Origin of the sequence: Microlunatus speluncae (assembly GCF_009299835.1) — a bacterium.
In the GTDB taxonomy this organism is placed as follows: Bacteria; Actinomycetota; Actinomycetes; order Propionibacteriales; family Propionibacteriaceae; genus Microlunatus; species Microlunatus speluncae.
Window position 1 is genome coordinate 139,987 of sequence record NZ_VKCZ01000014.1, and the last position, 16,367, is coordinate 156,353.

General features: G+C 70.5%; 14 protein-coding genes. 9 read left to right on the forward strand and 5 right to left on the reverse strand.

What is annotated here, in order from left to right; genetic code table 11:
* Positions 1-953 precede the first annotated feature (953 nt).
* Genes FNH24_RS17460 through FNH24_RS17475 form a run of 4 tightly spaced genes read left to right on the forward strand, consistent with a single transcriptional unit; the run spans position 954 to position 4,083 of the window.
* Complete coding sequence (locus FNH24_RS17460) at positions 954-2,186, forward strand: acyltransferase family protein (protein WP_152363498.1); 1,233 nt, start codon at positions 954-956, stop codon at positions 2,184-2,186.
* A gap of 10 nt (positions 2,187-2,196) precedes the next feature.
* Positions 2,197-2,937, forward strand: a complete 741-nt coding sequence (locus FNH24_RS17465) for an MBL fold metallo-hydrolase (protein ID WP_152363499.1) — start codon at positions 2,197-2,199, stop codon at positions 2,935-2,937.
* 35 nt (positions 2,938-2,972) lie between these two features.
* Complete coding sequence (locus tag FNH24_RS17470) at positions 2,973-3,482, forward strand: DinB family protein (protein WP_152363500.1); 510 nt, start codon at positions 2,973-2,975, stop codon at positions 3,480-3,482.
* Entirely contained in the window at positions 3,469-4,083 is a 615-nt protein-coding gene (locus FNH24_RS17475) for a maleylpyruvate isomerase N-terminal domain-containing protein (protein WP_152363501.1), read from the forward strand. The genes FNH24_RS17470 and FNH24_RS17475 overlap by 14 nt, the downstream gene beginning before the upstream one ends.
* A gap of 10 nt (positions 4,084-4,093) precedes the next feature.
* On the opposite strand, the gene FNH24_RS17480 is transcribed toward FNH24_RS17475, so the two are convergent.
* From FNH24_RS17480 to glgX, 4 genes are all read right to left on the reverse strand, one after another.
* Complete coding sequence (locus FNH24_RS17480) at positions 4,094-4,600, reverse strand: hypothetical protein (protein WP_152363502.1); 507 nt, start codon at positions 4,598-4,600, stop codon at positions 4,094-4,096.
* Positions 4,601-4,729: 129 nt separating this feature from the next.
* Positions 4,730-5,509: an SDR family NAD(P)-dependent oxidoreductase gene (locus FNH24_RS17485; protein ID WP_152363503.1), complete on the reverse strand. Its 780-nt coding sequence runs from the start codon at positions 5,507-5,509 to the stop codon at positions 4,730-4,732.
* Positions 5,510-5,609: 100 nt separating this feature from the next.
* On the reverse strand, positions 5,610-6,521 hold the full coding sequence (locus tag FNH24_RS17490) for an alpha/beta hydrolase (RefSeq protein ID WP_161606174.1): 912 nt from the start codon (positions 6,519-6,521) through the stop codon (positions 5,610-5,612).
* A gap of 51 nt (positions 6,522-6,572) precedes the next feature.
* Entirely contained in the window at positions 6,573-8,825 is a 2,253-nt protein-coding gene (gene glgX / locus FNH24_RS17495) for a glycogen debranching protein GlgX (protein ID WP_217428288.1), read from the reverse strand.
* A 138-nt stretch (positions 8,826-8,963) separates the two neighbouring features.
* Here glgX and FNH24_RS17500 point away from each other — a divergent pair, with 138 nt between their 5' ends.
* The 4 genes from FNH24_RS17500 (at position 8,964) to FNH24_RS17515 (ending at position 12,957) form a co-directional block, all read left to right on the forward strand.
* On the forward strand, positions 8,964-9,917 hold the full coding sequence (locus FNH24_RS17500) for a class I SAM-dependent methyltransferase (RefSeq protein WP_152363505.1): 954 nt from the start codon (positions 8,964-8,966) through the stop codon (positions 9,915-9,917).
* Positions 9,918-9,922: 5 nt separating this feature from the next.
* Positions 9,923-10,612, forward strand: coding sequence for an acyltransferase (locus FNH24_RS17505; protein ID WP_152363506.1), 690 nt, complete (start codon positions 9,923-9,925; stop codon positions 10,610-10,612).
* A 595-nt stretch (positions 10,613-11,207) separates the two neighbouring features.
* Positions 11,208-11,987: an electron transfer flavoprotein subunit beta/FixA family protein gene (locus tag FNH24_RS17510; protein WP_152363507.1), complete on the forward strand. Its 780-nt coding sequence runs from the start codon at positions 11,208-11,210 to the stop codon at positions 11,985-11,987.
* 16 nt (positions 11,988-12,003) lie between these two features.
* Positions 12,004-12,957, forward strand: a complete 954-nt coding sequence (locus tag FNH24_RS17515) for an electron transfer flavoprotein subunit alpha/FixB family protein (protein WP_152363508.1) — start codon at positions 12,004-12,006, stop codon at positions 12,955-12,957.
* Between the two features lie 58 nt (positions 12,958-13,015).
* On the opposite strand, the gene FNH24_RS17520 is transcribed toward FNH24_RS17515, so the two are convergent.
* A complete protein-coding gene (locus FNH24_RS17520) occupies positions 13,016-15,004 on the reverse strand; it encodes a potassium transporter Kup (RefSeq protein ID WP_152363509.1) in 1,989 nt (662 codons plus the stop codon).
* 160 nt (positions 15,005-15,164) lie between these two features.
* Between FNH24_RS17520 and FNH24_RS17525 the strand changes: the two genes are divergently transcribed.
* Complete coding sequence (locus FNH24_RS17525) at positions 15,165-16,328, forward strand: cysteine desulfurase family protein (protein ID WP_246186949.1); 1,164 nt, start codon at positions 15,165-15,167, stop codon at positions 16,326-16,328.
* Positions 16,329-16,367: the final 39 nt, after the last annotated feature.

Genomic DNA, 16,367 nt, shown 5'->3' on the forward strand with positions numbered 1-16,367 from the left:
GACCGGGTAGCACCGGCCGGCGCAGTCGATCGCCACGTTGCCCGACCAGCCGCGAATATCGGCCCGGCGCAGGATCCCGTGCAGCAGTCGCTCGGCTTCGGACCAGGGCGTGTGCCGTGAGTCGAGCAGAGCAGCACGACGCAACGCGTTGCCGGCCCGGCGCGGCGTGTGGGCGATCGCCTCCCACAGCGAGTCCAGGGTCGCGGTCCGGGTCCGGAGCACGTCGTCGATGCCCTGGCCGCCGATCCACGGCACCAGATCCAGCGCGGTGAGTGCCGGCACCGTGACCCAGGCTCCCCGATGCTGCTGAATCAGATCGAGCGGCAGTTGTTCCTGAGTGATCCGGTAGCCGGGTGGTGCGGCCCGTCGGATCCGGCGGGACAGCGTGACCACCGGCACCGCGATCTCCGGCCAGAGGGTCAAGCGGGCTGCCGCCGGCCCGGTCAGCACCGCTTCGGGCGCCCACAAGGCAGCGGCCCGGATCCGGATCTCGGCCAACTCGCTCTGCTCGCCGTCGCAGTAGACCCCGGGTAGCAAGGCCCGGAGCCGTCCCTGGGCGGCGAGTCGCTGGACGGCCCGCGCCAACGACGGGTGATCGCGGATCCTGATCACCCCGCCACCCCGATGCAACGCCTGTTCGATCTCGTCCCGAGCCATCTGACGAGCATCGACGTTCCGGCATCGCCGCAGCCCACAATCCACAGGCTGCGGTGTTGTCCGTGCGGCGCGAGTGTGGTCCGGTTCGAGGGGCGAGCCGCCGGCCGCAGGGAGAGGTGGCTTCGCTGAGAATGTCGCGATTCCTCTTCGTGCGAGCCGTTACAACGTTAAATCGCAGGCTAGGTCCCCATACCAAGAGGTTCTGCGACAGCGGCCGGCCGGACCGACGAAAGTCGGGGTCGAGTCAGACGAATGGACGATGCGGGCGTGGACCGCGGATCCGTAACCTCGGTGGCATGACGACTGCTGCGGCTCCGGCCGTCACGAACCAGACCACCCCGTCCGCTCCGCGGCTGCACGGGCTCGACGCGCTGCGCGGCGGCGCGTTGCTGCTCGGCATCGTGCTGCACGGCCTGGCGCCGTTCCTGCCCGGCGGCGGCTGGCTGGTCGCCGACCGGTACACGACCGAGGCGGCGGCGGCCGGCATGTATGTGATCCACCTGTTCCGGATGGCGTTGTTCATGATGCTGGCCGGCTACTTCGGCCGAATGGTGCTGCAGCGGCGTGGGCCGGGCCGATACCTGAAGGACCGGGCGCTGCGGATCGGGCTGCCGGTGATCGTCTTCTGGCCGCTCGCGGTCGGCTCGCTGGGGCTGATCGCGGTGGCCGCGGGGACGTTCAGCGAATCGCCGCAGACCGCGGCACCGACCGACACCGCGAACCCGCTGAACTGGATCCCGCCGGGCCAGCTGTGGTTCCTGGTCGTGCTGCTGCAGTGTGTGTTGATCACCGTCGCGGTCCGAGCCATCCTGGTCCGGGTCCTCGGCGCCGAGCGCAGCGGCCGGATCGCCGGCCGGATCGGCTCGCTGCTGGCCACGCCGGCCGGCGTCCTGATCGCGGCGCTGCCGTACGCGGCCGGGCTGCTGCTGCAGGGCCCGGACCGGCTGACCGGGATCCAGGAGCCGGTCACCCTGATGCCGGTCCCCGGCGCCTCGACCGCCTATCTCGGCGCGTTCCTCACCGGCTGGTTCCTGCACAGCCGGGGCGACGCGCTGGCCCGGCTCGGTCGCGGCTGGCCGTTCCAGTTGATCATCGCGGCGGGCCTGACCGTGCTCGGCTGGTTCGCGCCGGACATCCTGCCCGGTCCGCTGACGATCGCGGTGATCGCGCTGGCCGGCTGGACCTGGACCTTCGGCCTGGTCGGCCTGTGCACCCGGTTGATGCGGCGGGAGGTGCCGGCGGTGCGCTATCTGGCCGATGCGTCGTACTGGATGTATCTGCTGCACCTGCCGATCCTGCTGCTGATCGAATGGGGGCTGCGCGACCTGAACTGGCCGATCCTGATCAAGCTGCTGGTCACCTGGGCGGTCTGCGCCGCGGTGCTGTTGATCAGCTACGACCTGCTGGTCCGGGCGACCCCGATCGGCCGCTGGCTGAACGGGCGCAAGCATCCGTCGCTGGTGGTCGGTGGCCTACGCAGGCTCGCCGGCGCCGAATCGAAGGCGACGGTCGTCGGCGGTGGCGGCTAGTCTTCGCGACGTGCGACTCACCGATCACGTCTGGCTCGTCGGCAGTGGCGGCGCCGGCTTCTCGATCACCCATCCCCGCGACTGTCACGTCTATCTGATCATGAGCGGCGGCGACGCCGTGCTGATCGACAGCGGCGCCGGGATCGAGACCGAGCCGATCCTGGCCGAGATCGAGCGGGCGGGTGCCGGGGCCCTGGTCAGTCGGATCGTGATCACTCACGCGCATGCCGATCACTCCGGCGGAGCGGCGGAGCTCGGCCGGGTGCTCGGCGCGACCGTCTACGCATCGGCCGAGGTCGCGGGCTACCTGCGCGAGGGTGACGCCGAGAAGGCGAGCTTCGATGTGATGCAGGGGCCGGGCGGCTATCCCGACGACTACCGGTTTCGATCCTGCGCCGTCGACGGGGAGCTGACCGACGGCGAAAGACTGGCCGTCGGCGAGCTGGAACTGGAGGTGTTGTCGACGCCGGGGCACAGCAGCGGGCATCTCGCCTTTCTACTGCACCGGCCCGGCGGCACCGATCTGTTCAGCGGTGACGCCGCCTTCGCCCAGGGACGGATCCTGCTGCAGGACCTGTGGGACTGTTCCGTGCGCGAGTCGACCCGGACGATCCGCCGGCTCGCGGCCCTGAAGCCCGACGGGTTGTATCCGGGTCACGGCCTGTTCGCCGTACGCGACGGCTGGCACCATCTCTATTCCGCGATGGAGGAGATCCAGTCCGGGCTACCGCCGCGGCAACTCACCTTCTGACCCGGGCTGTCGGTCCGGGCTGCCAGGATGCGGTGATGATCACCGAACGACTGCGTCCGCCGCCGACCGCGGATGAGCGGACCACGCTGACCGCCTGGCTGGACTTCTATCGGGCCACGATCGCGCTGAAGTGCGACGGGCTGACCGAGGAGCAGGCCCGGACGGCTTCGGCGGCGCCCTCACCGCTCACCCTGCTCGGGCTGGTGCAGCACCTGGCCGAGGTCGAGCGGAACTGGTTGCGGCGGGTGCTGGCCGGCGAGGACGCGCCGCCGATCTTCGATCCCGAGGCCGACCCGGACGGGCCGGACGGCGGCTTCGACCTGTCGCCGGAGACGACCCTGGCCGACGCACTGGCGATCTGGCGTGGCGAGGTCGAGCACGGCGACCGCAACGCCGCGGCCCTGGCGCTGGACCACACCAGCCCGTTTCTCGGCGGCGAGGTGAGCCTCCGCTGGATCTACACCCACCTGATCGCCGAGTACGCACGCCACTGCGGGCACGCCGATCTGATCCGGGAGAGGATCGACGGCCGTGCCGGCGTCTGAGCCGGCCCGGACAGTGTCGGACGCGGCGAGTGGGGCCATGATCATCTCCGAGGTCGCGACACAGCTCCGGTCGGCGCTGACCCCGCTGACCGGTGCGGACTGGTCGACCCCGGCCCGTGACCTGGACTGGACCTGCCGCGAGACGGCGGCGCACATCGCCGACTCGTTCTTCGCCCAGGCCGCCCAGGTCGTCGCCCGGCCGCGGCACGACTGGGTGCCGGCCGAGGTCCGGACCGATCCCGCCGCCGAGCCGGAGCAGGTGTTGCGGGCCGTCGATGCCTGTGCCGGCCTGCTGCGTATCGCCGTCGCCACCGCCGATCCGGAGCTCCGGGCCTGGCATCCGCACGGCGCCGCCGACCTGTCCGGATGGGTGGCGATGGCCACCGTCGACGGTCTCGTGCATGCCTTTGACATCTCGGCCGCGTTGGGCCGTGACTGGCGACCGCCGGCGGAGTTAGCCGGATTCGCGGTCGAGCGGCTCTTCCCGAGCCGGCCCGATCACGTCGATCCAGTCGCGCAGCTGCTCTGGTGCACCGGCCGGATCGCTCTGCCGGATCATCCGCGGCAGCCGGAGTGGACCTGGGATCCTTCCGTCCGCTGACGCATGATCATCACGGATAGCTGAGTTCGCGCGCCGCTCGGCGGGCGTGCTTCCTGAGCTGCCGGATCACCCGCGCACGGGCGATGATCGCGATCTTGTCGGGCCACTTTCCGAAGAACAGCCGGCGCGGCCAGGATCCGCTGTAAAGATAGGTGATCAACGTCACCGTGGCCACTAATGGGAATTCCGCGGTGAAGTAGGTGCCGGCGGTATAGGGCGGGAGTTCCACTTCGACTCGATATTCGCCCTGATTTCCGAGTAGTACGGCCAGGTATTTCGTCGGCCGGCCGCCCCGATCCTGCATGATCAAACACTGGGATCCCCACCGGGCCGAAGAATAGTGGGCGATCGCCGAGCGGTGCATGGCCTGTGGCAGCCATTCCTCCATGTCGGGAATGCGACCGGTGATGCGAACAGTGGCGGGCCGAGTCAGCCAAGAGCAGGCCAGATGGCCGCAAATGCCGAGACTGACGCAGAAGCCGAAAAAGATGATCATGATGATGCTGATTGCGTCCATGATTCCCCCCGGAATCTCGAAACAGCATTCTTGAATCGAGTGTGCGTCGTCCGGGCGATCGATCAAGCAGTCATTGGCGTAGAACTGCGCCTCACTACGAAACCGTTGTTCGGTGCCGGGGCCGACCGGTCAGTCGGGAAAGGGCGCCCGGATCGAGACGCCGCCGTCGACGAGCAGGCTCTGGCCGGTGATGTAGGAAGCCAGGGGAGAGGCGAGGAAGACGGCGGCCGCGCTCGCGTCGCTCGGCCGGCCGTAGCGGCCCAACGGGATCTGCCGCAGTCCGGCGTCGTCCTGGGCGGCGGCGGCAACGGCGGTGGAGATCGCGCCGCAGGCGATCACGTTCATCCGGATCCCGTCACCGGCGTATTCGGCGGCGACGGTCCGGGCCAGGCTGGACAGGCCGGCCTTGGCCGCGCCGTAACCGCCCTGCTCCGGGGCCGACATGATCCCGGTGATCGACCCGACACTGACGATCGTGCCGCCGCCCTGCTCCAGGAACACGGTGACCGCGGCCCGCACCGCTCGCCGGACGTAGCCCAGGTTGACGTCGAAGATCAACTCCCAGTCGGCGTCGGTCAGCTCGTGCAGCCGACCCGCCGGGACGAAGGCGAGCTGACCGCCGACCACGGTGACCAGGACATCGAGCCGGCCGAAGTGGGCCACCGTGTCAGCGACGAACCGGTCGGCTCCGTCTTCGGCCCGGACGTCGCCGACCAGCGCGATCGCCTCCGATCCGGCCGCGACCAGCTCGGCCGCCGCTTCGCCGGCCCGGTCGGGATCAAGATCGGCGACCGCCACCGCGGCCCCGGCGGCGGCGAAGTCCTGGGAGATCCGGCGTCCGATGCCGGCGCCCCCGCCGCCGATGATCAACGCGGTCAACCCCTGCAGCGGCCTGGCCCACTCGGTCATGATCAGATGCTAGCGGCGCGGTCAGGCTTGCCCCCTTCGACAGGCTCAGGACGTGCTTCGACAGGCTCAGGGAACGGAACAAGCGCCCGTCGACGGGGCGTCACTGCGACAGTTCGGCGACGATCTCGGTCAGGGCGAGGGTTGCCTCGGCCATCCTGCGCATCGACAGGAAGCCGTGCACGGCGTCGGGATAGACGATCACTCGATTCGGCACCCCGGCCGCGGTGAGCACGGCGCCGTAGCGGACGGCGTCGTCGCGCAGCGGATCCTGGCCCGCGGCGATCAACAGGGCCGGCGGCAGGCCGGCATGATCAGCGGCGTGCATCGGGCTGATCCGCGGATCGGTTCCCTCCAGGCTGTCCGGCCGGCCGCGTGGCAGATACTGCCGGCCGTACCAGTCGAGCACCCGGCGGGTGGCCAGCGGGGCGTCGGGCAATTCAGCGATCGAGGCGGAGGACAGGGTGAGGTCGGTCGCCGGATAGAGCAGCACCTGCCGCCACAGCGGCACGGCGAGCGGTTCGTCCCGGGCCCGGAGCGCCAGCAGCGCGGCGAGGGTGCCGCCGGCGCTGTTGCCCATCACGCCGATCCGCTCCGGATCGGCCTCGAACTCGGCCGCTCGTTCGGTGACGTAACGGGCCGCGGTCCAGGTGTCGTCGACCGCCGCCGGCGCCGGATGCTCCGGTGCCAGCCGGTAGCTGCAGGAGACCACGGTCAGCCGGGCCCGGTCGGCCAGTTGGCCGCAGAGCCAGTCGGTCTGGGTCAGGTTGCCCAGGACGAAGCCACCGCCGTGGAAGTTGATCATCAACGGCCGGCCCGGCTCGAGGTCGCGGGGCCGGTAGATCCGGAGCCGGATCGGCTGGTTCGGCCGATCGAGCAGGATCCGGTCGGCGACCACGACCCGGTCCGGTGGCGCGCCGTACATCAGCCGGGCGAGCGGCCGCAGCGGCTCCGCGCGGAGCAGCCGCAGCACCGCCGGCCACGGTGGATCGGGGTGCGGGATCAGTCGCGACATCAATCCCACCATCCGGTTCCGGCGCTCCGGGGTCATGATCAACATCCGTCGTCAGTCGACCCGCAGCAGCACGACGATCCGGCCGGGCAGGGTCAGCCGATGACCGGAGTCGATCAGCTCCTCCGGCAGCTCGCCTTCGACGCCGGTGTGGGCCAGCACGGTGTAACCCTTCGCCCATGGATCGCCGGGGAGCTCGACCTCCACCTGATCGGCACCGGAGTGGAACCAGATCAGATACGCCTCGTCATGATCACGATCCGGCGTGTCGTCGGCGAGATACATGCCGAGGGTGCGCCGGGCGCCGTCGTCCCATTCGGCGTCGGTCAGCTCCTGCGCGCCGCCGCCGAACCAGGCCAGATTCTTCCGGCCGGTCGGTCGGGAGCGGGCGTCCAGGATCGGCTCCGAATGCCGGAACCCCGGCCGGCCGAAGATCGGCGAGTCGGCCCGGAGCGCGAGCAGCTCGCGGGTCAGGTCGCCGAGGTCGCGCCAATCGGCCTCGGTGTCCCAGTGCACCCAGGACAAGGGGGAGTCCTGGCAGTAGGCGTTGTTGTTGCCCTGCTGGGTCCGGCCCAGCTCATCACCGGCGGTGATCATCGGCGTCCCGGAGGCCAGCAACAGGGTGGCCATCAGGTTGCGGGCCTGCCGGTGCCGCAACCCGGTCACGCCGGGATCGTCGGTCTCGCCCTCGTGGCCACAGTTCCAGGACCGGTTGTCGTCGGCGCCGTCGGCGTTGTGCTCGCCGTTGGCCTCGTTGTGCTTGCCGTCGTAGCTGACCAGGTCACGCAGCGTGAACCCGTCGTGGGCGGTGATGAAGTTGACGCCGGCCGTCGCCTCCCGGCCGTCCTGGTCGAACAGATCCTGCGATCCGGCCAGCCTGGTCGCGAGCTCGCGTACGCCATGGGTGTGCCCGCGCCAGAAGTCCCGGACCGTGTTGCGGAAGCGGTCGTTCCACTCACTCCAGCCGACGCCGAAGGCACCGACCTGATAGCCGTACGGGCCGACGTCCCACGGCTCGGCGATGATCTTGGTCCCGACCAGCACCGGATCCTCGGCGATAGCCTTGAGCAGCGGATGATCATGGTCGACGTGGTGTCGCTGATCACGCAACAGGGTGGTGGCCAGGTCGAAGCGGAACCCGTCCACGCCCATCTCGGAAACCCAGTAGCGCAAGGAATCGAGCACCATCCTGAGCACGCCGGGGTTGGACGTGTCGACCGAGTTGCCGCAGCCGGTGACGTCGTAGTCGTTGCGTTGATCATCGGTCAGTCGGTAGTAGCCGCGATGATCAATGCCGCGGAAGGACAGCGTCGGCCCGGTGTGGCCGCCCTCGCCGGTGTGGTTGTAGACCACGTCCAGGATCACCTCGATCCCGGCCCGGTGCAGCGCCGTCACCATCTCCTTGAACTCGGTCACCTGCTCGCCGAGGGTGCCGACCGAGCCGTAGGCGGCGTGCGGCGCGAAGAAGCCCAGGGTGTTGTAACCCCAATAGTTGGTCAGCCCACGTCCGACCAGGAACGGCTCGGAGACGAAATGGTGCGCCGGCAGCAGTTCCACCGACGTCACCCCGAGCGAGCGCAGGTGATCGGTGACCGCGGGATAGCCCAGGCCGGCGAAGGTGCCGCGCAGGTGCTCGGGCACCAGCGGATGCAGCCGGGTGTAGCCGGCGACATGCAACTCATAGATCACGGTCCGCTCCGCCGGCACCGGCTCGGCCAGCGGCTCCGGGCTCGGTGTGTCGCCGACGACGACGCTCAGTGGCACCGCCAGGAACGAGTCGGTCCGGTCCGGGACATCGGTCGAGCCACCCGAATGGTCGAGGATCGGGCCGCTGTAGTCGACCCCGCCGGTGATCGCGCGGGCATACGGATCGAGCAGCAGTCGGGCCGGATTGAACCGGGCTCCCAGCTCCGGCGCCCACTCGCCGTGCACCCGGTAGCCGTACCGCTGGCCGGCGCCGACGCCCGGCACCTCGCCGCTCCAGACCCCGTCCTCGGCCCGCGCCAGATCCCGGTTCGACTGCGACCGGTCGTCGCCGACCAGCACCAGCTCGACCCGGCTGGCCCGCGGGGCCCACAGGGCGAAAGTCACGCCGCCGTCGTGGACCCGGGCCCCGAGCACGGTCGCCGGATCGGGCGCTGTGAAGGTCGCCGACGCCGATTCCGTCGGCTCAGCCGCCTCAGGGGCGGTCGATTCGGTCACGGTGGACGGCGTCGCCGAGTCCGGGTTCGCCGATTCGGGCGCGCCGGCCGCCTCCGGTTCGGGCGCGGTCGCAGCCGCCGGGTCGGTCGCGGCGGTCGTCGTCATCTGCCCTTCCCCCAAGTCCTCACACTCCTACCGGTCGGCCATCAATTGCGGTCGACTCCGACCGGGTCCGGTCGACGCTGGCCGGACTGTCCATTGTGCAGGTTACTCGCCGGTAACTAGGCCGCTAGAGTTTGCGGCATGTCGCAACCCATTCCGCCGCCCACGGCTGAGCAGGTCGAGGCGGCCTGGTCCGATACCAAGCTGGCTCAGGTGCTCTACCACGACTGGGAGGCCGGCAGCTACGACGACAAGTGGTCGATCTCGTTCGACGAGCGCTGCATCAACTACGCCCGGGATCGCTTCGCCGCGGTGGCCGGCGCCGACGGCTGGCCGTACCCGAAATCGTTGGAGATCGGCGCCGGGACCGGCTTCTTCACGCTCAACCTGATGCAGGCCGGGGTTATCGCCGACGGCGAAGTGAGCGACATCTCGGCCGGCATGGTCACCGCCGCCCAGCGCAACGCCGAGCGGCTCGGCTACACGATCGGCGGCCGGGTCGGTGACGCCGAGAAGTTGCCGTACGACGACAACAGCTTCGACCTGGTCATCGGCCACGCCGTGATCCACCATCTGCCCGACGTGGCCCAGGCGTTCGCCGAGATCCGGCGGGTGCTGAAGCCCGGCGGCCGGGTGGTGATCTGTGGCGAGCCGACCCGCTGGGGCGACGCGATCGCCCGCCGGCTGTCCCGGGCGACCTGGGCCGCGACGACCAAGGTGACCAGCCTCGGCCCGCTGCGGTCCTGGTCCCGGCCCAGGGAGGAGCTGGACGAGTCCTCCCGGGCCGCCGCGCTGGAGGCCGTGGTCGACCTGCACACCTTCGATCCCGCCGCGCTGGCCGCCACCGTGCGGTCCGCCGGCCTGGACGACGTGGCGACGGTGACCGAGGAACTGACCGCGGCCTGGGCCGGCTGGCCGATCCGGACCTTCGAGGCGGCGATCCGGCCGGAGCGGCTGGGCTGGGGCTGGCGGATGTTCGCCTACCGATCCTGGCTCGGGCTGAGCGCCGTCGACCGGGTGCTGTCCCGGGTCGTCCCCGACTGGCTCTACTACAACGTGTCGGTGACCGGGACCAAGCCCCAGCCGGCGGCCTGACCCGGATGGCGCGGTTCCTCGACACCGTCCGCTGGCTGATCCGGCGCCGGTTCCTGACGCCCGGACACCTGCGGACCGCCCTGCGCTACCTCTGGGTCCGGCTGCGCCACCCGGAGGTGGAGTTCGAGGGGTACGCGTTCATCGGTCCGGGCGTCCGGTTCGAGGTGCGGAAGGGTTTCGGGCGGCTGATCATTGGCCGCTGGACCCACCTGGGCGAGCGGGTCAAGCTGCGGGCGCACGAGGGCGTGCTGCGGGTCGGCGCCAAGTGCGTGATCGGGTACGACAGCACGATCAACTGCTATCTCGACATCGAGGTCGGCGACGCCACGATCCTCGGCGACCGGGTCTACGTCTGCGACTTCGATCACCGCACCGCCGAGATCGCCGTACCGATCAAGGACCAGGGGCTGATCAAGTCGCCGGTCCGGATCGGGGCCGACTGCTGGCTCGGGGCGGGGGTCACCGTGGTGCGCGGCGCCGACCTGGGCGACGGGTCCGTGGCGGCGGCCCACGCGGTGGTCCGGGGCGTGATCCCGCCGCAGTCGATCTGCGCCGGCGTACCGGCCCGGGTGGTCGCGAACCGGTCGGACCGGTACGCCGACGCCGCCGCCGAACGCGCCTACGTCGAAGCCTTGGGCCGGCAGGCCGAGGCCGAGGTGCAACGCCTGCTCGCGGGTGACCCTTTCGCTCCCTGAGCCTGTCGAAGGGCCCGCCAGTTGAGTGCCCGGTCGGGTTTCGGCCTGACGGCCGGACAAGACGCGCTAAGGACGGGCGGGTCAGGGCGGTCCGCCGGGTTGGGTGGCCGGGTGTCGGTGTTGGGCGGGAAGTCGCTGGTTGGGCATCCACTGTGACGTTTCCCGGCCCTTCGGGACCGGTTGAGCCGGGATTCGTCACAATCGATGATCCCGGCCGCCGCGCCACCGGTGCCCGGCCGGCGGTTCCCGGGAACCGCCGTAACCCGCCCGTCCTTGGCGCGTCTTTCCAATCCTCGGCGTGCACCCGGTCGTGGTGTCGCGAAAGCTCTTCGTGCTGGAGATTGCCACGTGGCAATGGCCGTTTCGCCCCGCACGAAGAGCTTTCGCGACACCACGACCAAGATCATCGGTGGATCCCGGCTGAACCTGTCGTGGAGCAGGGCCGATCGCGCCCCTTAGAGTGCCTGAGGGATCAGCTGACCGGCCCTTCGACAGGCTCAGGGTGCAAACCCCGTCGTCCCGTTGGGTGGGGCGACCTGACGGATAAGTTACTCGTCGGTAATATGCTGACCTGAAGCGAGCAGAGGGAGCTGCGATGAAGATCGTGACGCTGGTCAAGTACGTGCCGGATGCCACCGGTGATCGGACGTTCACCGACGACGGAACGGTCGACCGCGAGGTCGACGGGCTGTTGTCCGAGTTGGACGAATACGCGGTGGAGCAGGCGCTCCGGCTGGCCGACGAGGGCGACGACGTCGAGGTGGTGGCGCTGACCCTCGGGCCGGACGACGCGGCCGACGCGATCAAGCGCGCGCTGCAGATGGGCGCCACGTCCGGCGTCCACATCTGCGACGACGCCGTGCACGGCACCGACGTGATCGGCACCAGCGCGCTGCTCGCCGCGGCGATCGGCAAGCTCGAGCCGGACCTGGTGATCACCGGCATGTCCTCGACCGACGGGTCGATGGGCGTCATGGGGGCGCTGCTGTCGGAGCGGCTCGGCTGGCCGGCGCTGACGTTCGGGGCGACCGTGGCGCTGGACGGCCGGACCATCTCGATCCGCCGGGACGGCGACGTGGCCAGCCAGACCATCGAGGCCGAGCTGCCGGCCATCGTCAGCGTCACCGACCAGTCGGGCGAGGCCCGCTACCCGTCGATGAAGGGCATCCTGGCGGCGAAGAAGAAGCCGGTCGAGGAGTGGACCGTCGAGGATCTCGGCGTCGATCCGGCCGGGCTCGGGTTCGCCGGGTCCTGGACCGCCGTCGCGACCACCGACCCGCGGCCGCCGAAGCAGGCCGGTCAGGTCGTCACCGACGCCGACGGCAGCGGGGCCGCCGCGGTCGTCGAATTCCTGTCCGCCGGTAAGTACGTCTGAGAGCGAGGGAGACGCGATGTCGACAGTCGTAGTCCTGGTAGAACACACCGACGGCCAGGTCGCCAAGCCGACCCTGGAGCTGCTGACCCTGGCCCGGCGGATCGGTGATCCGGTCGCGGTCGTGCTGGGGGCCGGTGCGGAGGCCGCGGCGCCGCAGCTGGGTGAGTACGGCGCCACCAAGATCATCTCCGTGGTCGATCCGGCTCTGGACGAGTTCCTGATCGCGCCGAAGGCGGCCGCGCTGGCCGAGGTCGCCGGGCCGTTGCAGCCGGCCGCGATCCTGATCACCTCCACCCTGGACGGCAAGGAGATCGCCGCCCGGGCGGCGTTCAAGCTCGGCTCCGGGCTGATCACCGACGTGGTCGATCTCGAGCTGGCCGACGGCGAGGTGATCACCACCCAGTCCGTCTTCGCCGGCAATTGGAGTGTCCGGGCGAAGGTCACCCACGGCGCTCCGGTGATCACCGTCAAGGCCAACGCGACCGCGCCGGAGGCGGCACCGGCCCAGCCGGCCGTCGAGTCGGCCGCGGTCTCCATCGACGACGCGGCCAAGCGGGCCCGGATCGTGAAGACCGAGGAGAAGCAGGCCAGCGGCCGGCCCGAGCTGACCGAGGCGGCGATCGTGGTCGCCGGCGGCCGGGGCACCGGCGGCAACTTCTCCCCGGTCGAGGAGTTGGCCGACGCCCTCGGCGCCGCGGTCGGCGCGTCCCGGGCCGCCGTCGACTCGGGTTGGTATCCGCACGCGTACCAGGTGGGCCAGACCGGCAAGACCGTGTCGCCGCAGCTGTACGTCGCCGCCGGCATCTCCGGCGCGATCCAGCACCGGGCCGGGATGCAGACCTCGAAGTCGATCCTGGTGGTGAACAAGGATCCGGAGGCGCCGATCTTCGCCCTCGCCGACCTCGGCATCGTCGGCGACCTGCACACCGTCCTCCCCGCCGTCACCGCCGAGGTCAACTCCCGCAAGTGATTCACCGAGTTGTCAGAACTGAGTTGTGCTCCGGCACAACTCAGTTCTGACAAGTCGCTCAGAGGTCGATGTGGGAGCCCATGATCACGGTGCGGTCGCGGGGGAGGGCGAAGTGTTCGACCGGGTCGCCGGTGATGTGCGACGTGGCGATGAACAGGTGCTTGCGCCAGCCGGCCATGGTCGGGTCGGTCCCGCGGCGGAGCTCGATCTTGGACAGGAAGTAGGACGCCTGGCTGAGGTCCAGTTGCCCCTCGGTGGTCGCCGGGTCGAGTGAGTCGAGGGCGGCCGGCACGTCGGGGGTGTCCAGATACCCGAACCGTGCCGTGACGTGCATGATGCCGTCGTCGCCGTACCCGAGGTCGTCCACCACGATCCGGTCGCTGAGCGGGACCCGCGGGGTCGGCAGGGTCTCGATCGAAACGATCACCACATGCTCCTGCAGCACGTGGTTGTGCTCGACGTTGGCCCGCATGGCCAGCGGTGCGGTTTCCTTGCCCCGGTTGAGGAAGACGGCGGTGCCGGGGATCCGGGTGGTGGCCGGTGTGCCCGAGCGGATGAATTCGACGAAGGTCTGCAGCGAGCCCTCGAGTCGCTCCCGCCGCTCCGTGACGATCTGCCGGCCGCGCTGCCAGGTGGTCATGATCACGAACGCGGTCAGCCCGATGAACAGCGGCAGCCAGGCCCCGTGCACCAGCTTGGTCAGGTTGGCCGCGATGAACAGGGCGTCGACGCCGAGCAGGATCGCCCCGCCGGGGATGAGCAGCCAGAGCGGGACCTTCCAGGTCGAGCGGGCGATGAACAGGAACAGCAGCGTGGTGATGGCGATGGTGCCGGTCACGGCCATCCCGAACGCGTACGCCAGCGCCGAGGAGCTCCGGAAGGCGAAGACCAGGGTGAGCACCGTCACCAGCAGCAGCCAGTTGACCCACGGCACGTAGATCTGGCCGATCGTCGATTCGGAGGTGTGGGCGATCCGCAGCCGCGGCAGGTAGCCGAGCCGGGCGGCCTGGGAGGCCACCGAGAAGGCGCCGGTGATCACGGCCTGGGAGGCGATCACGGTCGCCGCCGTGGCCAGGATGACCAGCGGCAGCCGGCCCCAGTCCGGCGCGAGCAGGAAGAACGGGCTGGAGATCGTCGCGGGATCGGCCAGGATCCGTGCCCCCTGGCCGAAGTAGCTGAGCACACAGGCCGGGAAGACGAGGAACAGCCAGCCGCGGGAGATCGCCCGGCGGCCGAAATGGCCCATGTCGGCGTAGAGCGCCTCGGCACCGGTGACCGAGAGCACGATGGCGGCCAGCGCGAAGAACGCGATGTGGAAATGGCCGGCGAGGAAGCCGATCGCGTAGGTCGGTGACAGTGCCGTCAGGATCACCGGGTTGGACGAGATGCCGATCGCGCCCAGCACGCCGATGGTGACGAACCAGGCGATCATCACCGGCCCGAACGCCCGGCCGACCGCCGCGGTGCCCCGGCGTTGGACGGCGAACAGGATCACGATGATCACCGCGGTGACCGGGATGATCAACTGCTCCAGCGACGGCTGGATCACCTTGATGCCCTCGACCGCCGACAGCACCGAGATGGCCGGGGTGATCATGCTGTCGCCGAAGAACAGCGAGGCGCCGAAGATGCCGACTCCGGCCAGCACGACCGCGGCCTTGCGACCCCGCCCCGCGGTCCACCGGCGCAACAGCGTGATCAGCGCCATGATGCCGCCCTCGCCGTCGTTGTCGGCGCGCATGGCGAGCATCACGTAGGTGATCGTGACGATGATCATCACCGACCAGAAGATCAACGACACCACGCCGTACACGTTGTCGGTGGTGACCGGGACGGGGTGCGGATCGGCCGGGTTGAAGACCGTCTGCAGGGTGTAGATCGGGCTGGTGCCGATGTCGCCGAACACCACCCCGAGCGCTCCGACCACGACCGCGAGCCGGACCACACCGCCGGCGCCGCGGCCGTGGCCGGCCGGGTCGGCGGGAGCCGGGACCTCCGTCGCCGCGGCTGGGCCCGCCGGGCCCGCCTGCTGTCGATCACTCACCATGCACCTCCGGAACGGCCCGCGGATGACAGTCGAACACCGCCCGGAGAATAGCCATCGGCGCACGTCACTCCGGGGTGGCGACGCGTATGGATCGCGTCAAGATTTCGCGCCGGGTCCGGGGCGGAGGCAACGGTCGGGCCGGCCACGTAGCCTTGGCCGGGTGAGCGAGCGGGTCTACCTCGACCACGCGGCGACCACCGCGTTGGTTCCGGCCGCGATCCGGGCGATCACGCGGGAACTCGACCGGGTCGGGAATCCGTCGTCGCTGCACCGGTCCGGACGGGACGCGCGGCGGGTGGTGGAGGAGAGCCGGGAGGCGATCGCCGCGGCGCTGGGCGCGCATCCGACCGAGGTGATCTTCACCTCCGGCGGCACCGAGGCCGACAACCTGGCGATCAAGGGCGCCTTCTGGTCCGCCCGCGGCGCCGATGCCGGCCGGACCGGGGTCGCGGTCAGCGCGATCGAGCACCACGCCGTGCTGGAGGCGGCCGAATGGCTGGCCAAGGAGCAGGGTGCGGGGCTGACCCTGCTCGGCGTCGACGCCGACGGAAGGGTCGATCCGGCGGCCGTGGCCGGCCTGCCGACGCCGACCGCCGTGGTCTCGGTGATCTGGGCCAACAACGAGGTCGGGACGGTGCAACCGATCCCGCGGCTGGCCGAGCAGGCCCGGGGGATCGGGGCGCTGGCTCATTCCGACGCGGTGCAGGCGGCCGGCCAGCTGCCGATCGACTTCGCCGCTTCCGGCCTGGACCTGATGACGGTGACCGGGCACAAGCTCGGCGGGCCGGTCGGGGTCGGTGCCCTGCTGACGCGGCGCGAGGTGACATTGACTCCGGTCCAGCACGGCGGCGGCCAGGAACGCGACGTGCGCTCCGGCACGGTCGACGTCCCGGCGATCGCCGGCTTCGCGGCCGCCGTCGAGGCCGCGGTGGCCGACCGGGTCGCGTACGCCGAGCGCCTGGGCCGGCTCCGGGATCGGCTGGTCGAGGGGTTGGCGGGCCTGCCCGGCGCCCGGGTGAACGGCCCGCGGGAGGCCGTACTGCCCGGCATCGTCAACGTCTCCTTCGACGGCTGCGAGGCCGACGCGATCGTGCTGCTGCTGGACGCCGCCGGGATCGACTGCTCGGCCGGCGCCGCCTGCTCGGCCGGCGTCACCCAGCCGAGCCACGTCCTGCTGGCGATGGGCCGGACTCCGGCCGAGGCCCGGTCGTCGGTCCGGTTCTCGTTCGGCCGGGGCACCGGTGAGGCCGACCTCGACCGTCTGCTTCGCGCCCTGCCGGAGGCGGTCGAACGGGCCCGAGCCGCCGGGCGTCTCGCCGGCTAGACCCCCTCACCGGCGGGGGCATTAGACTTGGCCGGTCCT